Origin of the sequence: Salinicola sp. MH3R3-1, from assembly GCF_001937155.1 — a bacterium.
GTDB lineage: Bacteria > Pseudomonadota > Gammaproteobacteria > Pseudomonadales > Halomonadaceae > Salinicola > Salinicola halophyticus.
Map to the genome: position 1 here is coordinate 105878 of NZ_MSDP01000008.1, position 23639 is coordinate 129516.

Annotated in this window: 18 protein-coding genes and 1 pseudogene; 15 read left to right on the forward strand and 4 right to left on the reverse strand. The window is 62.2% G+C overall.

All coding sequences use genetic code 11. The features are described 5' to 3' along the window. The first annotated feature begins 227 nt into the window (after positions 1-227). The 14 genes from BTW08_RS06550 to BTW08_RS06615 all read left to right on the forward strand — a co-directional run bounded on the left by BTW08_RS06550 (position 228) and on the right by BTW08_RS06615 (position 19215). Positions 228-731, forward strand: coding sequence for a hypothetical protein (locus BTW08_RS06550; RefSeq protein WP_075561723.1), 504 nt, complete (start codon positions 228-230; stop codon positions 729-731). A 74-nt stretch (positions 732-805) separates the two neighbouring features. Beyond that, positions 806-2608: a vWA domain-containing protein gene (locus BTW08_RS06555; RefSeq protein ID WP_168170639.1), complete on the forward strand. Its 1803-nt coding sequence runs from the start codon at positions 806-808 to the stop codon at positions 2606-2608. A gap of 175 nt (positions 2609-2783) precedes the next feature. Continuing rightward, on the forward strand, positions 2784-4580 hold the full coding sequence (locus BTW08_RS06560) for an AMP-binding protein (RefSeq protein WP_083627726.1): 1797 nt from the start codon (positions 2784-2786) through the stop codon (positions 4578-4580). A 97-nt stretch (positions 4581-4677) separates the two neighbouring features. After that, positions 4678-8739 carry an ATP-dependent RNA helicase HrpA gene (hrpA, locus tag BTW08_RS06565; RefSeq protein ID WP_246837666.1) on the forward strand — a complete coding sequence of 1354 codons (4062 nt, stop codon included), beginning with the start codon at positions 4678-4680 and terminating at the stop codon, positions 8737-8739. An 85-nt stretch (positions 8740-8824) separates the two neighbouring features. Continuing rightward, entirely contained in the window at positions 8825-9955 is a 1131-nt protein-coding gene (locus tag BTW08_RS06570) for a beta-ketoacyl-ACP synthase III (protein ID WP_075561725.1), read from the forward strand. Continuing rightward, positions 9955-10701 (forward strand): VacJ family lipoprotein, encoded by a 747-nt coding sequence (locus BTW08_RS06575; RefSeq protein ID WP_075561726.1) that lies wholly within the window; start codon positions 9955-9957, stop codon positions 10699-10701. The genes BTW08_RS06570 and BTW08_RS06575 overlap by 1 nt, the downstream gene beginning before the upstream one ends. A 13-nt stretch (positions 10702-10714) precedes the next feature. Beyond that, positions 10715-11857 (forward strand): PP2C family protein-serine/threonine phosphatase, encoded by a 1143-nt coding sequence (locus BTW08_RS06580; RefSeq protein ID WP_075561727.1) that lies wholly within the window; start codon positions 10715-10717, stop codon positions 11855-11857. Then, on the forward strand, positions 11850-12356 hold the full coding sequence (locus tag BTW08_RS06585) for an STAS domain-containing protein (protein WP_075561728.1): 507 nt from the start codon (positions 11850-11852) through the stop codon (positions 12354-12356). Before BTW08_RS06580 ends, BTW08_RS06585 begins: the two co-directional genes overlap by 8 nt. A 173-nt stretch (positions 12357-12529) precedes the next feature. Further along, positions 12530-13744, forward strand: a complete 1215-nt coding sequence (locus BTW08_RS06590; RefSeq protein ID WP_075561729.1) for a Bcr/CflA family multidrug efflux MFS transporter — start codon at positions 12530-12532, stop codon at positions 13742-13744. Between the two features lie 321 nt (positions 13745-14065). Continuing rightward, positions 14066-15109, forward strand: coding sequence for a phosphate ABC transporter substrate-binding protein PstS (pstS, locus tag BTW08_RS06595; RefSeq protein ID WP_075561730.1), 1044 nt, complete (start codon positions 14066-14068; stop codon positions 15107-15109). Positions 15110-15215: 106 nt separating this feature from the next. Further along, a complete protein-coding gene (pstC, locus tag BTW08_RS06600) occupies positions 15216-16154 on the forward strand; it encodes a phosphate ABC transporter permease subunit PstC (RefSeq protein ID WP_083627727.1) in 939 nt (312 codons plus the stop codon). A gap of 16 nt (positions 16155-16170) precedes the next feature. Then, on the forward strand, positions 16171-17022 hold the full coding sequence (gene pstA / locus BTW08_RS06605; RefSeq protein ID WP_110693717.1) for a phosphate ABC transporter permease PstA: 852 nt from the start codon (positions 16171-16173) through the stop codon (positions 17020-17022). A gap of 20 nt (positions 17023-17042) precedes the next feature. Next, a complete protein-coding gene (gene pstB / locus BTW08_RS06610) occupies positions 17043-17867 on the forward strand; it encodes a phosphate ABC transporter ATP-binding protein PstB (RefSeq protein ID WP_083627728.1) in 825 nt (274 codons plus the stop codon). 238 nt (positions 17868-18105) lie between these two features. Beyond that, positions 18106-19215: an AI-2E family transporter gene (locus BTW08_RS06615; RefSeq protein WP_075561731.1), complete on the forward strand. Its 1110-nt coding sequence runs from the start codon at positions 18106-18108 to the stop codon at positions 19213-19215. Positions 19216-19302: 87 nt separating this feature from the next. On the opposite strand, the pseudogene trxA reads toward BTW08_RS06615, so the two are convergent. Then, positions 19303-19650: pseudogene (gene trxA / locus BTW08_RS06620) on the reverse strand (thioredoxin); the annotation flags it as partial. A gap of 217 nt (positions 19651-19867) precedes the next feature. Here trxA and cysB point away from each other — a divergent pair. Next, entirely contained in the window at positions 19868-20836 is a 969-nt protein-coding gene (gene cysB, locus BTW08_RS06625; RefSeq protein ID WP_075561733.1) for an HTH-type transcriptional regulator CysB, read from the forward strand. Between the two features lie 132 nt (positions 20837-20968). Here cysB and BTW08_RS06630 read toward each other — a convergent pair whose 3' ends face one another. The 3 genes from BTW08_RS06630 to BTW08_RS06640 all read right to left on the reverse strand — a co-directional run bounded on the left by BTW08_RS06630 (position 20969) and on the right by BTW08_RS06640 (position 23611). Beyond that, complete coding sequence (locus BTW08_RS06630) at positions 20969-21589, reverse strand: phosphoadenosine phosphosulfate reductase family protein (protein WP_075561734.1); 621 nt, start codon at positions 21587-21589, stop codon at positions 20969-20971. Positions 21590-21752: 163 nt separating this feature from the next. Beyond that, complete coding sequence (locus tag BTW08_RS06635) at positions 21753-22535, reverse strand: ABC transporter ATP-binding protein (protein ID WP_075561735.1); 783 nt, start codon at positions 22533-22535, stop codon at positions 21753-21755. After that, entirely contained in the window at positions 22532-23611 is a 1080-nt protein-coding gene (locus tag BTW08_RS06640; protein ID WP_075561736.1) for an iron ABC transporter permease, read from the reverse strand. Before BTW08_RS06640 ends, BTW08_RS06635 begins: the two co-directional genes overlap by 4 nt. Positions 23612-23639: the final 28 nt, after the last annotated feature.

Below are 23639 nucleotides of genomic sequence, written 5' to 3' on the forward strand. Positions count from 1 at the left end.
GATGAGTTCGGGCGATGACAAGCCCGTGCCGCGATGACGTTCGAAGCATCGATCGGAAAGAAAGCTTTGCCTCACGACAGCCAGGAGTTTACCACCGGTCAGGGAGGCGGCGCGTCGACGCGAGGACCGGGCGGGGCGCCTGTGCGACCGTGCTTCCTGGCTTGAGCTGTGCTTTTTCGGCCTGAAGTGTACCATGGCACAAATCGTATGAATCGAGAGTCACTACCATGCTGTTTTCCGATTCCCTGCCGCAACTCTGGCTGAGTTACGGCGTACTGTCTCTGATCGTTCTGGTCACCGGTTATCTGGGCGTACGGCTGTTGCCGCTGCTGCCGCGACTGGTGCTGGTAGGCGTCGTCGCCGGTAGCTTGTGGATGGTGGCACCGTTCTCGCTGCCGCTACTCGAGCCGGGCCAAACCTACTCCGGTCTGGCGCCGGCTATCGTGGTAATGGCGGTAGGGGTGGTTCAGCACGACGGCGGGCAGGTTGCCGGCGCCTCTCCTCTGTTGCTGGCGGGCGCGGTTATCGGCGGCGCGCTGGGGCTGTTGGCGTGGCGCCTGCTACGCCGCCGCGATGACGACGATAGCGACGCCGGCCCGGGCGGTCGGCGCAAACCGGTACAGCGCCGGCATGCCGACGCGCGGGCCAGGACAGACGCGAAGCGCGCGCCCGGCCGGCGCGATGCGGGACGAGGCAGGTCGGCCGGTCGGCGCGAGCCGGTCGTCAACTGATCGCAAGACGATGAATGAGCGGACGGGGCGATTCTCGTCGCGTTCTGATACGGGTTTCGACAAGGATGCGAGAAATGCGGGCGTTGCTGTTGATCGTGACTCTGATGGCAGGGCTTCTTCCCACCTGGGCGTCGGCGCAGTCCGCGCCGGACGTGCGAATGGTCGTCGACGTATCCGGCAGCATGAAGCACAACGACCCCCACAATCTTCGTGCCGAAGCCCTGGGGCTTGCCGCGACGCTGCTGCCGCCGAGCGCCCGGGGGTCGATCTGGACGTTCGGCACGACGGTCTCCAATCCGCTGCCCAGCGGCGATGTGGCCGATACCTGGCGTCAGCGTGCCAGCGACATGGCGCCGCAACTGACCGACTATCAGCAGTTCACCGATATCGAACGCGCGCTGCGTCAGGTAGCGGATGCCGGCCCGGATAGCGCCAATCGCCATCTGATCCTGTTGACCGATGGCATGGTCGATCTGCCGGCTTCCGGTAGCGACAAGGCCGGCCACGACAACGCGTCGCGCCAGCGAATCATCCGCGAGCTGTCGCCGGAACTGGCGTCGCGCGGCGTCGTCGTTCATCCCATCGCGCTCTCCGACAATGTCGACTTGCCGCTGCTCGAGCAGGTCGCCCAGACCACCGGCGGGCTGGCAGCCGTCGCCAATACGCCCGAGGAGCTGTTGCGGGCGTTCCTCGATGTGCTCGATCGGATTCTGCCCGGTGATCAGATACCCCTCGACGAGCAGCAGCGCTTCAGCGTCGATGACGATATCGATGAGTTCAACGCCTTGCTGTTTCACGCGCCGGGCGTGGATTCGCCGGTGTTGGTCGGTCCCGACGGTCGACGTTACTCGCGCGATGATCACCCGGGTTCCGTGGAGTGGCAGAGTAGCGACCGCTACGACCTGATCACCGTACCCGACCCGACGCCGGGCCAATGGCAGATCGAGGGCGATATCGGTGCCGATAGCCGTATCGGCATTCAGGCCGACACCGTGCTGCGTGGCGACCAGCTCCCGGCAACGCTGTATCGCGGTTTCTCGACGCCGCTGGAGGTATGGCTGGAAGCCGACGGCAAGACGCTCGACGCCGACGCGCGTCCCGAGGGGCTGAGCGTTAACGCCGAGCTACGTGATCTCGATGGCGCCTCGCTCGCCGAGACGCCGCTGTCGGCGTCCGATGATCATTTCCGTGGAGAGCTGCCGGGCGTCGAGCAGCTCGGCAACGCGCGCCTGACCATTACCGCCCGCAGCGACCAGATGATTCGCCAGCAGGTGCAAACGGTCAACGTGGTGGCGGCCTTGAGTGCCGTGCTGAGCCCGGATGGCACCCAAATCGTGGTTCGCGCCAATCATCCGGATCTCAACGTCGACAACACCCAGCTCAGCGCGAGTCTCACCGGCCGGTCGCTCGACGTGCGCCAGACCGGGGATCGTGAGTGGACGATCGACGTGCCTCAGACAGATCCCAACGAGTCACTGCCTGTCAAGATCGTCGCGGAGGCGCAGGTCGAGGGTCGCACGCTGCACTTCGATCTGCCGGTGGTGCGGCTCAATCCCGACGCCGCCGTCGGTCTGAGCGGTGCGGATCTCGATCGCGGTATCGTCAGCGAATCTCGCCAGCAGGACGATAGCGTGGGCAGCGGCGACGAGGAGAGTGACGCCTTTCTCGATGGCCTGACCGCCTCGCAGATGGCCGACATCGCGGTCGACAAGACTCGGCAGGGGTGGCGGATCGCCAAACCTTACCTGGAGACCTACGCGCAGCGTCCGGTAACGTGGATCGTCATCGCGATCATCCTGCTGCTGTGGGTGCTGCTACGCTGGCGGGGCGCGGTCAAGCGCCGCCGGCTGGCTCGACGCTCGGAGCCATCGATCTGAGCGTCGGGCTCGAGCACCCATCGCCAGCTCGATCGAAGCTCGGACCTGATGGCAAGATCGATGTGAATCGGGCTCCGCTAGGCAGCGCTGCCGCTCGCCTACCACCTTGGTGGCAGCGCCTTGCCGTCGTGATCCTGTTATAAGGACGATAACCGTCACGAATCAAGGAGATCCTATGAGCGATAGCGTCAGCCCGTGCATCGAAACGGGAGCGCCGCTGGAGGGCATGGAGGCGTTCGAGTCGATCAACGATATCATCGCCGAAGCGTGCCGCCGCTTTGCGGACAAGCCTGCCTTCAGCTGTCTGGGTCATACCTTGCACTATCGTGACATCGATCGGCTCTCGGGCCACTTTGCCGCCTGGCTGCAACGGGAGACCGACCTGGAGCCCGGCGATCGAATCGCGATACAGCTGCCCAACGTCCTGCAGTTCCCCGTCGCGGTATTCGGCGCCCTGCGCGCGGGTCTCGTGGTAGTCAACACCAACCCGCTCTACACCGAGCGCGAGATGCGCCACCAGTTTCGTGACGCGGGCGTCAAGGCCGTGCTGGTGCTGGCCAACATGGCGCACAAGCTGGAAAAGGTGCTCGATCAGACCGACATTCGCCATGTCTACGTGACCGAAATGGCGGATCTACATCCGTGGCCCAAGCGATTGGTGGTCAACGGTGTGGTACGCCATGTCAAGAAACTGGTGCCGGCCTATTCGCTGCCCGCCGCGGTGAGCTTTCGAGATGCGCTCTCCGCCGGCAGCCGACATTCGGCCAAGGTCGTGGCCAGCCGCGGCGATGATGTGGCGGCGCTGCAGTACACTGGCGGGACCACCGGCGTCGCCAAGGGCGCGATGCTGACCCATCGCAATCTGATCGCCAACATGCTGCAGACCCAGCAGGTAGTGGGCAAGACGCTGGTCGAAGGAGAGGAAACGATCATTGCGCCGCTGCCGTGCTATCACATCTACACCTTCACGGTGAACTGCCTGTTCGCGATGGTTTCCGGGCATCACAACATTCTGATTCCCAATCCGCGCGATATCGAGGGCTTCGTCAAGACGCTGTCCAAGACGCCGTTCACCGTGTTCGTCGGACTCAACACCCTGTTCAATGCGCTGTGTCAGCGTGATGACTTCAAGGCGCTCGACTTTTCCCGCCTCAAGCTGACGATTTCCGGAGGCATGGCCCTGACGCCCACCGTGGCGCAGCGCTGGGAGCAGGCTACCGGCCTGGGCATCGTCGAAGGCTACGGCTTGACCGAAACCTCGCCGATCGCGTTGGTCAACCCGCCGGAAGCCCCGCAGATCGGCACCATCGGCAAACCGGTGCCCGGCACCGCGATTCAGGTCATTGATGACGAGGGTCGCGCATTGCCGCGTGGCGAGAAGGGCGAGCTTTGCGTCAAGGGCCCGCAGGTCATGAAGGGCTACTGGAACCGCCCGGAGGATACCGCCAAGACGTTGGACGCCGATGGCTGGCTGCGCACCGGGGATATGGCCCAGATTCTCGACGATGGCTACGTCAAGATCGTCGATCGCAAGAAAGACATGATTCTGGTCTCCGGCTTCAACGTCTACCCCAACGAGATCGAGGAGGTCGTCGCGAGCCATCCCGATGTCGTCGAAGTCGCCGCGGTCGGGGTGCCCGACGAGGAGACCGGCGAGGCGGTCAAGCTGTTCGTGGTCGCCCGCAATGACAGCCTCGATCCTCAAGCGCTTCGTCAGTGGTGCAAGAAGGAGATGACCGGCTACAAGGTGCCCAAGTTCGTGGAACTGCGCGATGAACTGCCCAAGAGCAACGTCGGCAAGGTGCTGCGGCGGGAGCTGCGTGACGCGTCATCGAACGGCGCCTCTCCGCGATCCGGCAAGCTTGATGACAGGGCCGGTGAAAACAGCGGTGCAAAGGTCGATAAAAAGCCCGGTGAAACACCCGATGAAAAGCCGGCGAAAACGGGTCATTCCTCTTCGGACGTGAGTTGATCCGCTGACGGCGCTACAATGACGGGTTCGTCACCGCCTTTGGTGACGAACCCGTTTTCGCCGTTGTTTCGCCGACGTAGAGGATCTCTTGAGCGCTATCGCTTCCCCGTCTCTGCAAGCCCTGAATGATCTGCAAACTCGCCTGGACGCCTGCCTGCTTCGCGACGCCCATGAACAGCGCCAGCGGCTCGAGCGCCTGGCTCGGCGTGCCCGTGACGGCAAGCCGATCGATCGATCGCTGAAGGAGATCGAAGCACGCCTGACAGCTTCCAGTGAGGCCGTCGAGCGGCGTCGGCGCCAACCGGTGACGCTCGAATATCCTGAATCGCTGCCGGTCGCCGCTAGGCGCGAGACCATTCTCGAAGCGCTGCGCGAACATCAGGTCGTGGTCGTGGCAGGCGAGACCGGCTCCGGCAAGACCACCCAGCTACCCAAGCTTTGCCTGGAGCTGGGGCTGGGTCGGCGCGGGATGATCGGCCACACGCAGCCACGCCGGCTGGCGGCGCGCTCGGTGGCCTCGCGCCTGGCCGAGGAGCTTCGGGTGCCGCTCGGCGAACAGGTCGGCTATCAGGTGCGCTTCACCGACCAGAGTAGCGACGACACGCTGGTCAAGCTGATGACCGACGGCATTCTGCTGGCCGAGACGCAGCACGACCCGGATCTCATGCGCTACGAGGCGATCATCATCGATGAGGCCCACGAGCGCAGCCTCAACATCGATTTCCTGCTCGGCTATCTCAAACGCCTGACGGCGCGGCGGCCCGATCTCAAGGTGATCATCACCTCGGCGACCATCGACGTCGACCGGCTGTCGCGTCATTTCGCCATCGAGCGCGGCGGCGAGACCCGGCCGGCACCGGTGGTGGAAGTATCCGGCCGCGCCTTTCCGGTGGAGGTGCACTACCGCCCGCTGGTGCGCGAATCGCGGGAAGAAGAGGATCTGACGCTACAGGAAGGGATTCTGGCGGCGGTCGACGAGATCGAACGCATCGAGCGCGAGAAACGCTGGTACGGCGGGCCGCGGGACATTCTGATCTTCCTGCCCGGCGAGCGGGACATCCGCGAGACCGCGGACCTTTTGCGCCGAGCCGAGCTCAAGAGCACCGAAATTCTGCCGCTGTACGCGCGGCTCTCCAACGCCGAGCAGAATCGGGTGTTCCAGTCCCACGCGGGGCGGCGCATCGTGCTGTCCACCAACGTCGCCGAGACGTCGCTGACAGTACCGGGGATACGCTACGTCATCGACCCGGGCCTGGTCCGCATGAGCCGTTACAGTGCGCGCGCCAAGGTCCAGCGGCTGCCGATCGAGCCGGTCAGCCAGGCCAGTGCCAATCAGCGCAAGGGGCGCTGCGGGCGCGTGGCCGAGGGCGTCTGCCTGCGACTCTACAGCGAAGAGGACTTTCTCTCGCGCCCCGAGTTCACCGAACCCGAGATTCAGCGCACCAACCTGGCCTCGGTGATCCTGTCGATGCTGTCGCTCAGGCTCGGCGATGTATTCGATTTTCCGTTCGTCGATGCGCCGGATGCGCGTTTCGTCAAGGATGGCTATCGGCTGCTGTTCGAGCTGGGCGCGGTCGATGGTGGTGAACGTATCACCGACCTGGGGCGACAGCTGGCGCGGCTGCCGATCGACCCGCGTCTGGCGCGGATGGTGCTGGCGGGAGAACAGTTCGGCTGTCTGCGTGAGGTACTGATCGTGGTCAGCGCGCTGGCAGCCCAGGATCCTCGCGAGCGGCCGGCGGACAAGCGCCAGGCCGCCGATCAGCGCCACAAGCAGTGGGAGGATCCCAACTCCGATTTCGTAGCCTGGCTCAATCTGTGGCACGGCTTCGATGCCATGCGCGAGACGCTCTCCGGCAGCCAGCTGCGACGCTGGTGTCGCGACCAGTATCTCAACTATCTGCGTCTGCGCGAGTGGCACGATACCTACCGCCAGCTGCGTCAACTGACCCGCGAGATGAAACTCGAGCTGTCATCCGCCATGCAGCCTCGCGAGGACGCACCGGCGTCCCCGCCCGAGGGCGATACGACGACGGCGAACGGCGTCGCGGAGACTGCTGGCGCCACCGCGAACGGCGAGCCCGAGGGCCTGCCCAAGGTCGATACCCAGCGCCTGCACCAGGCGCTGCTCGCCGGTCTGCTCTCCAACCTGGGGCAGTTGCAGCCGGAGAGTCGCGAGTTTCTGGGCGCGCGGAATCGACGCTTTCTGATTCATCCGGCATCCGGGCTGTCACGCAAGCCGCCCAAATGGGTCATGGCCGGGGAGATGGTGGAAACCAGCCGCCTTTACGCTCGCGATGCGGCGAGAATCAAGCCGGAGTGGATCGAGCCGCAGGCGGCGCATCTGATCAAGCGTACCTACAGCGAACCGCATTGGGAGCGCAAGCGCGCCCAGGTCGTGGCGCTGGAGCAGGTCACGCTGTTCGGACTGCCGATCGTCACCGGTCGCCGGGTCGACTATGCCAAGGTGAATCCACAGGAAGCGCGCGAGATATTCCTGCGCCGCGCGCTGGTGGAAGGGGACTATCAGACCAGGGCCGCGTTTTTCGAGCACAACCGGGCGATGGTCGCCGAGGTCGAGAATCTCGAGGACCGGGCCCGCAAGCGCGACATCCTGATCGACGAGGAAACGCTCTTCGCGTTTTACGACGAGCGGGTGCCGGCGGGGATCGCTGGCGGACGCAGCTTCGAGAACTGGCGCAAGCTCGCCGAGCGCGAGTCGCCGGACATTCTGAAGCTGGACAAGGCCGCGCTGATGGCGCGAGAGGCCGACGACGTCAGCGTCGAGCAGTATCCCAATGAGCTGACGTTCAATGGCGTCCGTTACCCGTTGAGTTACCACTTCGCGCCCGGGGCCAGCGATGACGGCGTCACGCTGACCGTACCGGCGGTGATGCTCGCCCAATTACCGGAAGGCCGTTTGTCCTGGCTGGTGCCAGGGCTGTTGCGGGAAAAGTGCATTGCACTGCTCAAGGCACTGCCCAAGGCCATGCGCCGGCAGGTGGTGCCGATTCCGGACTGGGTCGATGCCGCGCTGGCGACCCTGGTACCGGATCAGCGTCCGGTCGAGGAGGCGCTGGGGGAGTTTCTGCGAATCAAGACCGGCACACGCCTGGAAGCATCGTCCTGGCGCCGCGATCAGCTCGATCCGCATCTGGTGATGAACCTGCGCGTGGTCGATCACAATGGCAAGGTGCTGGGCGAGGGGCGCGACCTGCGCGCGCTGCAGACGCGTTTCGGCGAGGCTGCTGCGGAAGGGGCCAGGGCGATGGCGGAAACCCCGAAAGAGACCGCTGAACGCCTCGAAGATTTTCCCGAGAAGGCGCTGCCGGCATCACGCACCACCAGCCAGGCCGGCATTCAGGTCGAGGTCTATCCTGCCATGGTCGCAGAAGGGGATGGGCTGCAGATCGCCTGGTTCGATCATGCGCAACGCGCCGAGGCCGCCCATCGCGACGGTATCGTTCAGCTGGCGCGGCGTCGGCTCCCCGATACCCTGCGCTACATCCAGCGTGAGTTGCCCGCGCTCAAGCAGTGCGCGCTGCTGTTCGCCAAGGTTGGGACTCGGGAACAGCTTGCCCGTGACCTGATCGATGCGTGTCTGGCGCAGACGGTGGCCGCCGATCCGTTGCCGCGCTCCCGCGAGGCTTTCGAGATTCGCCTCGAGGCCTGGCGCGGTGAGCTGGTGGCCTACGCCGAAGCGCTGTTGGACGATATCGACAAGGCGCTCAAGGCGCATCTGGCGGTGACCAAGGCATTGAAAGGCAATGTCACGCTATCGCTCGCCCTCACCTACAGTGACCTCAAGGCGCAGATGCAGCGTCTCGTCTACCCCGGTTTCGTACGTGATGCCGGTGCGTGGTTGTCGCACTATCCGCGCTATCTGGAGGCGGCAGAGCTCCGGCTCGAGAAGGCGCCCCGCGATCTGCGTCGCGATCAGTTGTCGATGCAGCAGGTCCAGGCCTGGGAAGCCCGGGTCGACGCCCGCCGCCAGAGTACGCACCGCGACGGTATCGTCGATGCCGAGCTGGTCGAATTCGGCTGGTGGCTGCAGGAGTGGCGCGTCTCGCTATTCGCGCAGCAGTTGGGCACGCTCGAAACCGTATCGGAAAAACGTCTGGCACGCCGCTGGCAGGAGATCACCGGGCAGACCGTGTGAGCGGCCGGATTCGCTTCAGTGCATCCACCGCAAGTGGGAACACGTAAACCGTAATAGCGGCAGAGGCCGCGGGAGATGAGAGTCAATGACGCAAGCCGTGATTACCGCGACTGGCCTGTTCACGCCGCCGGATTCGATTGGCAACGCCGAGCTGGTCGCCAGCTTCAATGCCTGGGTCGATGCGGAAAATACCCGTCAGGCGGAAGCCATCGCACGCGGCGAGCGCGAATCGTTGGCGCACTCCAGTGAAGCCTTCATCGTCAAGGCGTCGGGTATCGAAAGTCGCTACGTGATGGAAGCCAGCGGCATTCTGGACCCCGAACGGATGCGCCCGCGGATTCCCGAGCGGGCCAACGATACGCTGTCGGTGCAGGCCGAAATGGGCATGGAAGCGGCCCGTCAGGCGCTGGACGAGGCCGGGGTCCGTGCCGACCAGCTCGACCTGATCATCGTCGCCTGTTCCAATCTGCAGCGGCCATACCCGGCCGTGGCCGTCGAGCTGCAGGCGGCGCTCGGTGCCGGCGGCTACGCCTTCGACATGAACGTGGCCTGTTCCAGCGCGACGTTTGCCATCGACATGGCGACCAATGCCATTCGTGCCGGCAGCCTGGAGCGGGTGCTGGTGGTCAATCCCGAGATCTGTTCCGCGCATCTCAACTTTCGTGATCGGGATAGCCATTTCATCTTCGGTGACGCTTGCACCGCCATCGTGCTGGAAGCCGATCATCTCGCTCAGGATCGGGAACATTTCACGGTGCTCGGCACGCGTCTGACCACTCGGTTCTCCAATGCCATTCGCAATAATTTCGGCTTTCTGAATCGTCTGGCGGATCAAGATGAGGGGGCGCTGGACAAGCTTTTCGTCCAGGAAGGGCGCAAGGTGTTCAAGGAGGTCTGCCCGCTGGTGGCGGCGTTGATTCTCGAACATCTGGAAAGTCAGTCACTGACGGGAGATTCCGTCAAGAAATTGTGGCTGCATCAGGCCAATCGTCACATGAATGATATGATCGCCCAGCGCGTGCTGGGGCGCGAGCCTTCACTGGCTGAGGCGCCGATAATTCTGGACCGCTATGCCAATACCAGTTCCGCTGGATCGATCATCGCGTTCCACCTCCATCGCGACGATCTGCAGGAGGGCGATGTAGGGGTGGTGTGTTCCTTCGGTGCGGGCTACAGTGCGGGCAGTGTGATACTGCGTAAAGGGAATGCGTGTTAATGAAATCGATCCATTGGCTGGGCGGCGTCTGCATGGCAGCGGCGCTGAGCGGCTGCGCCTCGACCGGGGAAGATTCCAATCCTCAAGATCCATGGGAAGGCTTCAACCGGGGCGTCTATCAGTTCAACGATACCCTTGATCGCTATGCGCTGAAGCCGGTCGCGCAGGGCTACGACACCGTCACGCCGGATCCGGTGCAGGACGGCGTGGGTAATTTCTTCTCCAACCTGGGCGAGATTCGCACGGTGTTCAACAGCGTCCTGCAGTGGCAGTGGGGCAATGCTGGCGTCGCATCCGGCCGTTTCCTGGTCAATACCGTGCTGGGCGTGGGCGGCGTGCTCGACCCGGCAACGCGAATGGGCCTGAATGAGAACACGGAAGATTTCGGTCAGACTCTGGGTGTCTGGGGCTTCGATTCAGGCCCCTATCTGGTACTGCCGCTGCTGGGGCCCAGCACGGTTCGCGATACCAGCGGCTTGCCGGTCGACGCCTACACGTACCCGGTCACTTATGTCGAGGACGACAAGTGGCGCTACGGTCTCACGTTCCTGCGCTTCGTGGATCTGCGAGCCGGCCTGCTCGAGCAGGAGAAGCTGATCCAGGGAGATCGCTACAGCTTCATTCGCGATGCCTATCTGCAGCGTCGTCAGTTCGAGGTCACCAACGGAGCCGCGGGCAAAGATCCGTTCGCCAGCGGCGGTTTCGGTGACGATTTCGAATACAGTGAAGACGACTTCGCCGAGTAGCCCCGTGTCCAATATGCCGCTGGATGAGTTGCCCGTGATCGGTTTGATCGACCTGCCCGGGCCGGATCGCGAGCGGCTGATCGAGGCGCTGTCGCGTCTCGACGTGGTATTGAACGCAGCGGCATCGATCGCGGCATTGCCGGTACACTGCGATCTGGTCGTGGCGCATGTGCGCGCGGTGTCTCACGACGGTTGGCAGCAGCTGGCGATGGGGCAACCCACCATTGTCATCAGCGAAAGTCAGCGCGACGGCGATCTGCACAAGGCGATCGATGCCGGTTTGATCGATTATCTGGTCGAGCCGTTGAAACATGCGGATATTCTGCGACGGCTGGTGGAACGGGCGCTGGAGCAGGATCGTCTATCGCGAGAACATAGCCAGAGTCGGAAAGAGCTCGAGGCGCTGAACGACCGGCTTGAGAAACATCTCGAGATGCTTCGCGAGGATCAGCGCGCGGGCGGGCACGTCCAGCGCAAGCTACTGCCGCCGTCCGGCATTCGCCACCTTGGCGTCCGTTGCGATTACTGGTTTGCCCCCTCGCTCTATCTGTCGGGGGATTTTCTGGATTTTCAACGCTGCGACGAGCGTTACAGCTTCTTCTATTTCGCCGACGTCGCCGGGCACGGAGCGTCGTCGGCATTCGTCACCGTGCTGTTGAAATATCTGTGCAATCGCTGGCTGGCCCAGTGGCGCACGTTGCTGCCGGAAGCCTTCCCGTCACGGTGGCTGGGCGAGCTCAATCGAGAGCTGCTGGAAACCGGCATCGGCAAGCACGCCACGGTCTTTGCCGGCGTGCTGGACCATGAGCGCCGTTTTCTGCACTATGCGCTCGGCGCACAGTTGCCGATGCCGATTCTTCAGGCCGAGGGACGGAGTACCTATCTGGGTGGAAAAGGCCCACCAGTGGGCTTGTTTCCGGATGTCGAATACCCCATCTATGGCTGTCCACTGCCCGAGTCCTTTCGGCTCTGGTTCTGCTCCGACGGCGTACTGGAATGTCTGCCGGAGAATTCATTAAGCGCGCGGCTCAAGGAACTCGAGCACCGCACGACACATTGTACCGGCGTCGATGACCTGAGGGACGGGTTGGCGCTGGGAGATCAACTGCCGGATGATCTCAGTATGATGACACTGAGCGGTTTCGACCATGAATGAAGGGCGGATCAAGGCGGCATTCGAGTCGGGCGTATTCGTGCTCAAGCTTTGCGGTGACGTGCGGCTGACGCTGTGCGCCACGCTGGATGCGGAGGCGCAACGTCTGGCCGAGCTGCCCGGCTTGCGGGCAGTGATGGTGGATTTGCGCCAGGCGACCAACGTCGACTCGACCGCGTTGGGGTTTCTGGCCAAGGTGGCGATGGCGGTGCAGGGGCGGCTAGACGATCCGCCGACGATCATTGCCGAACATCCCGATGTGCGCCGCATGCTGGATGTGATGGGGTTTGCCCGCTATTTCACTCTGCTCGAGGCGCCGCTGACCGAGCCCTCGGAGCTGGATGTGTTGCCGCACGTCGAGGCCGATGAGAGCGCCATACAGCGGCGGATTCTCGAAGCCCACCGGATCCTCATGCACATGAGCGATCACAATCGACATGAATTTCAGCCGTTCGTCGAGCTGCTCGAATCACAGCGGACCAAGGCTTCTTCGCACAGCTGAGGGCGCTAGGCGTTCATGCCTGGGCGGTGTCATTACTGCCACGTTGCCAGCGATCCCTTGATCCCCGCCACGCCTTGCCGCCCCGGTGAGGCGTTTTTTGCGCTAGTTGCATGGCTTTCGTTGGTTTGCCGGCGCGTTCTCGATGATGTCCGGTTCGTTCTGAAGGAGACAGTGTGACGACCTTGACCGCCCGCCGTCTGGCTCTGCTGGTTGCTGCCAACACGGCACTGGCGCCATTGGCGATCGATGCCTACCTGCCGGCGATGCCATCGCTGGCGGCTTCGATCGGTGCCAGCGTGCATCATACGGAACTATCGCTCAGCGTGTTTCTGCTCGGGTTCGCGTTCGGACAGCTGGTCTGTGGGCCACTGTCCGATCGTTACGGACGCAAGCCGGTGCTGATGACCGGCCTGGTGGTGTTTCTGATCGCAAGCTTAGCGCTGACGCAGGTAGGCTCTTTGGCCTCGCTATGGAGCTGGCGCTTCGTTCAGGCCCTGGGGGGCGGCGCTTGCGTGGTCAATTCTGCGGCGATCGTGCGTGACCGCTTCAGTGGGCGCGAGGCCGCCAAGGTCATGTCCACCATGATGATGATTCTGATGATGGCGCCGCTGATCGCGCCAGCCATCGGCAGCGCGCTGCTGCATCTGGCGAATTGGTGGCTGATCTTTCTGTTTCTGGCGGTCTACGCCGCGTTCGTACTTTGGCTGCTAGGTCGGCATCTTCCCGAAACTCATGGCCGCGACCCGCAGGCGCCGTCGGTACGCCAGATTCTGGGTAACTACAGGAGCGTACTGCGTCATCGCGAAGCGATGGGGTATATCGGTGCGGTATCGATGTCGTTCGCCGGCATGTTCGCCTTCATTACCGGCTCGCCGTATCTCTATATGGAGCACTACGGTCTCTCGACCACGCTGTATCCGTTCGTCTTCGGCGCCAATATTCTGATCATGGCCTCCTCCAGCCGGCTCAACATCCGGTTGCTGAAGATCCGTACGCCCCAGCAGAACCTGCTGTTGGGCCTCGGCGTCCAGCTCACCGCCGGTCTACTGCTGGTCACCATGGTCGCAACCGGGCTGGATTCCATCTATACGGTGGCGCCACTGATGGTGGTCTTCGTCGGCATGCAGGGGCTGATCAGCCCCAATGCCATGTCCTCGATGCTCGATCATTTCCCTCACATGAGCGCCACCGCCACCGCTCTGCAGGGATGTCTCCAGTTCACCTGCGGCGCCGTTTCCGGCGCGTTGGTGGGGGCATTCGAGTTGGCCAGCGCCTGGCCAACGGTGCTGACGATGCTGGGAGCCACATTGCTGGCCAATGTCGGGGTCAGGGTCCTGGCGGGTCGGGCACTCAAACAGCGAGTGGGGCAGGACGAAAGTACTGCCTGAGCCGTTACCTGAACCCACATCATCGTTACCCGGCCTGACGATTGTCATCCTGTTGTCATCAAATCTTGTCATCGTGGCTGCGCGAAGGTTGCAGTACTCAAGCCTCAAGCCATATTGATGCTCATTGGCGAGCCTGAAGCTTCAGGCGATCGCGATGGCTTTTTCGCTAGAGACGAGCACGATCTCGAGACCTTCGCTAACGTAGTTGCATGGGTGTCATAAAACTGTCACGACACTGAAGTACGGTGTGCGCTGAGAGTATTGGCAACCTTCGCAACGTCGTTATCGCTCACGCATTCAAGGTGGAAACAGGATATCGCTATGCTTAAACATGTCTTCGCAGCGCTCATCTCCGGCTCCATGGTTCTCGGCGCCGCCGGTGTCCAGGCCCAGGACTCCATTACCGGTGCCGGTGCAACTTTCCCGTATCCGGTCTATTCGCAGTGGGCAGACGCCTACCAGGACGAGTCCGGCATCGGTCTCAACTACCAGGCGATCGGTTCCGGCGGCGGCATCCAGCAGATCGTTGCCAAGACCGTCACCTTCGGCGCCAGTGACGCGCCGATGACCAAGGAAGAGCTCGACAAGAATGGCCTGATGCAGTGGCCGATGGTCATGGGTGGCGTGGTCGCCGCGTTCCATGTCGAGGGCATCGAGGGCGACTCGCTCAATCTGGATGGCCCGACACTGGCCGATATCTATCAGGGCAAGATCACCAACTGGGACGACGAGGCCATCGCCAAGTTGAACCCGGATATGGATCTGCCGGATACCCAGATCACGCCGGTCTACCGTGCTGACGGCTCTGGCACCAACTTCCTGTTTACCCATTATCTGGCGCAGGTCAGCGAAGATTTCGCCAACACCGTGGGTGAAGGTAAATCCGTTGCCTGGCCTGCCGGTGTAGGCGCCAAGGCGAACGCCGGTGTGGCTAGCCAGGTTTCCAACACCAACGGCGCAATTGGCTATGTCGAATATGCCTACGCGGAACAGAATGATCTGAGCCTGGTGCACCTGAAGAACCAGGCCGGCAAGGTCGTCGCGCCGGATATGGACTCGTTCATGGCCGCTGCCGCCAATGCCGACTGGAAAAAGGCGCCGGGCATGTATCTGGTGCTGACCAATCAGCCGGGCGACAAGAGCTGGCCGATCACCGGTGCCTCGTTCATCCTGATGCACAAGGAAGTCCAGAACGCCGACGCTGCTCGTCAGGCGCTCGAGTTCTTCGACTGGGCCTACAGCAATGGCGGCGACATGGCCAAAAAGCTGGACTACGTGCCGATGCCGGAGAATGTTGCCGACATGGTTCGTGACAGCTGGAGCGAGATCAAGGATTCGGATGGCAACGCTGTCTGGACCAAGTAATCTCTGAATGACATGCCGCGACGGCGGGCGGGCAACCGCCCCCGTCGCGGCGCTGTATCGAATGCCGCCGGTTGGCGGCATGATGGCTAGTCGATGAGGAATGAAGATGTCCACCTCCAACGCGATTCAAGCCAGCGGCCTGGGGCATCTCAGCGATGCCACCCAGAAGCGGCTTCAGCGCAAGGCCCGCATCGATGTGTGGTTCGAGCGCATGTTGTTCGCCTTCGCTTTTGCAGTGCTGCTGTTGCTCGGGGCAATTATCGCGTCACTGATGGTGTCCAGCTGGCCGGCGATCCAACGTTATGGCCTGGACTTCTTTACGGAAAATCGCTGGGCGGCTAACGTCGAAGTCTTCGGCGCGCTGCCGGCAATCTACGGTACGCTGCTGACGTCGTTCATCGCGATCGTCATAGCGGTACCCATCTCTTTTGGCATTGCCATCTTTCTGACCGAGCAATGCCCCGGATTTCTGCGCCAACCGCTGAGTACCTTGATCGAGCTGCTGGCGGGTATACCTTCGATCATCTATGGCATGTGGGGCATGGAGGTGCTGGCGCCACTGCTGCGCACCTGGTTCCCCACGGTCTTTCCTGCCGGCACCGGTCTGACGACGGCGGGTATCATTCTGGCGGTGATGATCATTCCGTTCATTACCGCCGTGAGCCGGGACGTGATCAATACCGTGCCCGCGGTCATGCGTGAGTCCGCCTATGGTCTGGGCTGCACTACCTGGGAAGTCACCCGCAGCGTTATCCTGCCGTCAGTGAAGACTGGCCTGGTCGGTGGGGTCGTGCTGGGACTCGGGCGTGCGCTGGGCGAAACCATGGCCGTGACGTTCGTCATCGGTAATAACCTGTTCCTCAACACCACCTTGACCGGGCAGGGCACCTCGATCGCGGCCCTGATCGCCAATCAGTTTTCCGAATCTGACGGCTCTCAGCGCTCGGCGCTGCTGGCATTGGGTCTGATTCTGTTCCTGATCACCTTCGCGGTACTGGCTTTCGCGCGCTATCTGCTGCGCAACAGCACCGGTCGACATGCCTGAGCGGCAGGAGAGAAACATGAATATCAGTCAAACGCCGCTTTATCGCCGCCGCAAACGGCTCAGTCAGTTAGTGATGGTGCTGTGTCAGGTGGCGACCCTGATCGGGTTCGCCTTTCTGTTCGCGATTCTGTTTACCCTGGTGACCAAAGGGTTGGGGGCGATCTCGCCTGCGACCTTCGTCGAGCGTACGCGGATGACCGGTGGTGGCCTGGGCAACGCGATCTGGGGGACATTCATCATGACCTGCGCGGCGACGGTGATCGGGACGGTCATCGGCGTGGCGGCGGGTACCTGGCTGGCGGAGTACAGTGGCAAGGGGATGATGGCCAAGGTGATCCGCTTCATTAACGACATTCTGCTGTCGGCGCCGTCGATCATCATCGGCCTTTTCATCTATGCCATGGTGGTGGTGCCGATGGGCAATTTCTCCGGTTGGGCCGGCGTACTGGCACTGACGGTGATCATCGTGCCGGTGGTGATCCGTTCCACCGAGGACATGCTGCGCCTGATTCCCAATTCGTTGCGTGAAGCCGCGGCGGCGCTCGGCGCCCACCGCTACTGGATCATCGTACGAGTGTGTTACAGCGGGGCGCGTGCGGGCATCCTGACCGGGATTCTGCTGGGTTTCGCGCGGATCAGTGGCGAGACAGCACCGCTGTTGTTCACCTCGCTGAACTCCAACCAGTGGAACTTCTTCGACCTGGGTAGCGAGATGGCCAACCTGCCGATGACCATCTACCAGAACATGACGATCAACGCCTTCATTCCCGACCTGGTGGCGCTGGCTTGGGGCGGGGCGTTGATCCTGACCGCTGCCATTCTGATTCTGAACATTGCGGCGCGCTATTTCTCGCGCCAGCGTTCCTGATTTCCAGCTGCGAGACTGCCATGACAGCCGAACTTCAACTCAAGCAGAAACGCGACGCCGACGGTCCCGGTGAGGTGCCAGCGCCGCAGATCGCCACCAAATTGCGCGTCGACGATCTGAATCTCTACTATGGCAAATTCCAGGCGATCAAGAACGTCTCCATGGAAATTCCCGAGCGTCAGGTGACGGCGTTCATCGGGCCATCGGGTTGCGGCAAGTCGACGTTGATCCGCTGCTTCAATCGGATTCACGACCTCTACGAGGGAATCCGTACCGAAGGACAGATATTGCTCGACGATTACGACATCTATCAGTCGGGCGTCGATCTCAATCTGCTGCGTTCGCGCGTCGGCATGGTTTTTCAGAAGCCGACGCCGTTCCCGATGTCGGTCTTCGATAACGTCGCCTTCGGGATTCGCCTGTACGAAAAGCTGTCGGCCCGGGAGCTGGAAGAGCGGGTCGAGTGGGCGCTAAAAAAGGCGGCACTCTGGAACGAGGTCAAGGACAAGCTCAAGCAGAGCGGGCAGGCGCTGTCCGGCGGTCAGCAGCAACGCTTGTGTATCGCGCGTACCATTGCGGTGAAACCGGAGGTGATCCTGCTCGACGAGCCGACTTCGGCGCTGGATCCGATCTCGACCGGCTATATTGAAGACCTGATCAACGAGCTCAAGCAGGATTACACGATCGTCATCGTGACCCACAATATGCAGCAGGCGGCGCGTATTTCGGATATCACCGCCTTCATGTATCTGGGTAGCCTGATCGAGTGTGACAACACGACCAAGATATTTACCCAGCCGAGCGAATCGCGGACCGAGGATTACATTACCGGTCGTTACGGCTAAACGTGTCGCCGGGCCGGAAGGGGGAGGCGGGGATATACGAGCCGCTGGCCTGACCTCGCGAAACCCGATCGATTCGTCGCAACCGGATGCCTCCGAGCCACGGCTCGGGGGCATCCGTGTTTTGTCCTTCGATAACCCTCAGCGACGATATTTTCGACACTTTGCACGACAGCAACGAACCCGCGCGGGGATCGTGCTACTGTCTCGCTTCACAGGATGTGTCACTAGGATTACCACTATGTCGCCCGGGCAGGAACCCTCGTTTCGGACCACCCCCGTCAATTTGATTCTGACCCTTGCGTCGTTGGTCATCGTCATTGCCGGGATACGTGCTGCCGAAAGTCTCATCATTCCGATACTGCTATCGCTGTTCGTCGCCGTGATCTGCACCTCGCCGGTCCACTGGCTCTACCGGCGTGGCATGGGCTCCCTGGCAGCGGTATTGATCACGCTGCTGATCCTGGGTGGCTTGCTGGCCCTGTTCGGCACGCTGCTGGCCAACAGCTTCACGATGTTCATGGACAGCTGGCCGGAGATGCAGAAACAGCTGGAAGGTCACTATCTCACCCTGTTGCAGTGGCTGGCGAATCAAGGATTCTCCGTCTCGCCGCAGGAGTTGTCCGACATGGTCGACGATTCCGGCGATCAGAACTGGATTTCCGGGTTCATCAGTGGGCTCGGCCTGGTGCTATCCCAGAGCCTGGTAATACTGTTGATGGTCAACTTCATGCTGTTCGAGACTCTGGACTTTCGTCAGAAAGTGGCCCGAGCGCTGACCAATCCCGGTCCGAGTCTGGAGCGGTTCACCGAGTTCAGCTACAACCTCAAGCGCTACATGGCGGTCAAGACGGCGATCAGTCTCATTACCGGTGTTCTGGTCACCATTTCGGCCTGGCTCGTCGGGGTACAGTTTGCATTGCTATGGGGCGCGTTGGCTTTCATTCTCAACTATATCCCCAACATTGGCTCAGTGCTGGCCGCGGTTCCCCCCGTATTGCTGACGCTGGCGATGCCGGATGGCGGGGCGGCTAAGGCAATGACCCTGGCAGGGGCCTATCTCACCATCAACTTCGTGCTCGGTAACATCATCGAACCGCGCATCATGGGCCGGACGATGGGGCTGTCGACTCTGGTGGCGTTCCTGTCACTGGTGGTCTGGGGCTGGATTCTGGGGCCGGTGGGAATGCTGCTTTCGGTGCCGCTGACCATGACACTCAAGATCGCGCTGGACAGTCATCCCGAGACGCGCTGGATCGCCAAGATGCTGAGCCCTTCGGAGCGTCGCCGGCGGCGTCAACGCAAGGCGCAAAAGGCCCTCGACGAGCTTGAGGAAGAGGTCGAGCAGTAACAGGAAAGAAACAGCAAGATAGCGAAAGTTGCATATAAAAAAGCCGCACTCTATCGAGTGCGGCCGGGCGATTCCACCAATGGCGAATCAGCCGTTCTGTTCGAGGAACTGCGTCAACTGGGACTTGGATTGCGCACCGACCAACGAGGCCACCTTGGCGCCGGACTTGAACAGCATCACGGTAGGAACACCACGGACACCTTGCTCGGAAGCGATTTCCGGCGCGTCATCGACGTTGACACTGACGACCTTGATGTCGTCGGCTTTCTCGTCGGCGACTTCGTCAACCACCGGCGCCATCATCTTGCAGGGGCCGCACCACGGTGCCCAGAATTTCAGCAGCACGGGCTTGTCCGCATTCAGCACTTCCTGCTCGAAGTTGGCAGTGGTGACATCGACGTTGTTGGACATGACGTTAACTCCTGGGGATATTGCGCTCTTATCGAGCTTATGGACGCGATGTTAGCCCTTGCACCTTGCGCTGGCAAATATCGTGGCATATCGCAACGATAGCCCCAGGTTATTAAAGAGCGTTTCCTCATACCTGTTGATTGGCATTTTTGCCTTCACGCTCCGCCGCATATTGCGTAAAGTAATCTACGCGCCGTTTTTTATGCTTTTTTTGTCGAGTCCGGAAGTCACGAGGTTGCCTATGAAGCTCCAACAGTTGCGCTACGTATGGGAAGTGACGCGGCATCAGCTCAATGTTTCCGCGACGGCACAGAGTCTGTTCACGTCGCAGCCCGGGATCTCCAAGCAGATTCGGCTGCTGGAAGACGAGCTGGGCGTCGAGATATTCGCGCGCAGCGGCAAGCACCTGACCCGCGTGACACCCGCTGGAGAGGCGATCGTCGAGTTGGCCGGCAAGGTGCTGCGAACGGTCGACGACATCAAGCACGTGGCGCAGGAACACAGCGACGAGCGTCGCGGCAGTCTGGCCATTGCCACGACCCACACCCAGGCGCGCTACGTGCTGCCGGGGGTAATCGGTGAATTCCGTCAGAAGTATCCGGATGTCGCGTTGCACATGCAGCAGGGAACCCCCAAGCAGATTGCGCAGATGGTCAGCGACGGCACGGCGGATTTCGCCATCTGCACGGAGTCGCTCGAACTGTTCAACGATCTGGTGCTGCTGCCGTGCTACCGCTGGAACCGCTGCGTGCTGGTGCCCAAGGGGCATCCGCTGGCGAGCGGCGAGCTGACGCTCGAGCGTGTCGCCGAGCATCCGCTGGTGACTTACGTCTTCGGTTTCACGGGGCGCTCGCAACTCGACGATGCCTTCAAATCCCGCGATCTGACGCCCAATGTGGTGCTGACGGCGGCCGACTCCGATGTGATCAAGACCTATGTCCGGCTGGGGCTGGGTATTGGCATTGTTGCGCACATGGCCGTCGATCCGGTGGCGGACAGCGATCTCGTGGCGGTGGACGCCTCTCATCTGTTCGAGAGTTCCACCACCAAGATCGGGATCCGCCGTGGCACCTTCATGCGTACCTATATGTATGATTTCGTCAAACGTCTGGCACCGCATCTGGACCGGGATACCGTCGAAGCGGCACTGGCGGCCGGGCCGCGGCACGAAGCCGAGCTGTTCAAGGGGATCCAGCTGCCGGTGCTGTAACGGGCCTTGGCATTCCCCGCGCGCGCTGACGAACGAGTGCTTGGTGGCAGTCGTCGATGATCCGTAAACGCATGAGCCCCGCCATTGGCGGGGCTCATGCGTTAGGGCTACCGGGTTAATAGCGGCGCTGGCTCAGTGTTGCAGATGCAGGCCGCATTCTCGCTTGTCTTCCACCTTGGTGGGATCGAAGTAATCGAAATTGTTGGGCAGATCGTGTTGTTGAAGGTACTGATACATCTGCTTGGCGCTCCAGTGCAGAACCGGGGCTACCTTCAATAGGCCATCGGCGTTGCGGGATAGCGGTAGCATGCGCGAGCGTTCCGGGGTGTCTTCGGCGCGAAGTGCCGTGAACCAGACGTCCGGCGCCGTTTCGGATAGCGCGCGGCGGAAGGGCTCGAGCTTGACCTCTTCGGTGAACGCGGCGTGGCGCGGGTCACTGATTTCCGGCGTCGGACCCTCGACGGCTTCCCGATGGGCGCGCGAACGTCGGGGATGATAGATCGTCAGGTTCAGATCGAGTCGCTGCGTCAGCTCCTCGGCGAAACGGTAGGTTTCCGGGGTGTTATAGCCGCTGTCCATCCAGATGACCGGGATGTCCGGACGAACCCGGGTGACCAGGTGCAGGATCACCGCCTCGAACGGACGAAAGTTGGTCGTGCAGATCGCCTTTTGATCCAGACTCAGAGCGAACTCGGTAATGGCCAGCGGATCGTGGCCGATGTCACGGTTGAGAGCGTCGAGATCGAACGCCATGGCGGACTCCTTCGGAACGGTCACGCCGCGAGGGGCGGAAACCGGCGGGGCTTGGAATGACGGCCACTCTAGCAATCCTCTCGGAACGTCGACCAATACCCTTTGGTTAGATGGTTATATGAGCCGGCTCTCTACCTGGCCTAGAAGACCGACGCGGCGATTGTCAGCTGCCCAGCCGGCGCGTCGCCGACCGCGGCGTGATCCGGGGCGAAGAGCCTGGAGGCCACTCCACGTCTGCCTCGATGGCATAGATCTCCCGCAGGCGCTGCGGTGTCAACACGTCGCCGGGGCGGCCGCTGACGATGTGCCGCCCCTCCTTGACCACCCATAGGTGGTCGGCGAACCGCGCGGCCAGATTGAGATCGTGAATCGCGATGACGATGATCACGTCATCCTGGCGTGCCAGACGGTGGAGATAATCGAGCACTTGCAACTGATGGTGCAAATCCAGAGCGCTGGTGGGTTCATCGAGCATCAACAGCCTCGGCCGCCGTACGATGGCCTGGGCAATGGCGACACGCTGGCGCTGCCCGCCGGACAGCGCGGCGAGTTCGCGCTCGGCCAGCGGATTGAGCTCCAGCGATTGAAGCGCCTGCGCGACGGCGGCCAGCGCCTGTCGGTTGGGTTCGGCGACCTGCGTCCGGCGCGCGAGCAGAACCGCTTCGAAGACGCTCAGCGCCGCCTGGGTACTGGTGTCCTGAGGCAGGTAGTAGAGCTTGCGGGTGCGTTGTCCGAGAGACTGAGTCTCGAGAGACAGACCATCGAGTGTCATATGGCCGCTGGCCATCGTGATTCCGGCAATCGCTCTCAGCAGCGTCGATTTGCCGGCCCCGTTGGGGCCGATCAACGCGGTGATCTCGCCCGGTCGGGCTTCCATCCCTGCCAGATCATGCAGGACCCGACGCTTTCCCAGGGAGCAGCTGAGTTGGTCGATTATCAGGCTCATCGCCAGATTTCCTTGCGCGAGCTCAGAATCAGCGAGACGAAAAACGGCAGCCCGATCAACGCGGTCAGGATGCCGATCGGCAACAGGATGCCGGGAATCAGCGTCTTCGACAGAATCGAGGTCAGCGACAGGATCAGCGCCCCGGTCAGCGCCGACATCGGCAGGAACGCGCGCTGATCCTCGCCAACCAGCAGCCGGGCGATGTGCGGGCCGACCAGCCCGACGAAACCGATGGTCCCGACGAAGGCCACCGCCGTCGCCGAAAGCAGCGCACAGCACAGCAGCATGCGAAGCCTGAGCCGACCGACGTCGATACCCATCGCCTGGGCCTGAACGTCACCCAGGCGCAGTGCCGTCAGCTGCCAGCGGGCGCGGACGAAGACGGGGATCGTCACCATCAGTGCCAACCCCGCTAGACCGATCTTGCCCCAGCTCGCCTTGCTCAGGCTTCCCAGCGACCAGAACACCAGTTGTTGCAGCGATTCGGCGGAGGCTACGTACTGCAGCATTCCCAGCAACGCGTTGAAGAAAAACATGATGGCGATGCCCATTAGCACCATGGTCTGCACGCTGACGCCCCGCAGTCGGCTTAGTCCCCAGATCATCAGCGAGGCGAGCATGGCCAGCACGAAGGCGTTGCCGGTCAACAGCAGAGTGCCGGCGACCGGCAGCACGCCGAAACCCAGTACGATCGCCAGGGCGGCACCGAAGCTGGCAGCGGAGGAAATACCCAGGGTGAACGGATCGGCGAGCGGGTTGTTGAGCAAGGTCTGCATCTGCGCCCCGGCGATGGCGAGGCTGGCCCCGACCACGATGGCCATCAAGGCCACCGGTAGCCGGATATCCCACACCACCACCTGCAGGACGCGGGAGACCTCGGAGGGCGCCAGCAACGCTTTGGTGACGTCGCTCAAGGCGTAGGCCCCGGGTCCGGTGGCGATATCGAGCAGCAGCGACATCAGAGTCGCCAGGGCGGTCGCAGCAATTAGCCAGCGCTGGCGGCGCTGGCGCGCATGATAGCGGGCGACGGTAGACGTCGAGTCGGCCGAAGAGGGCGAAAAAGTCGTGGCTTTCAAGTCATGGGTCGTTGTTTGGCGATGGCGT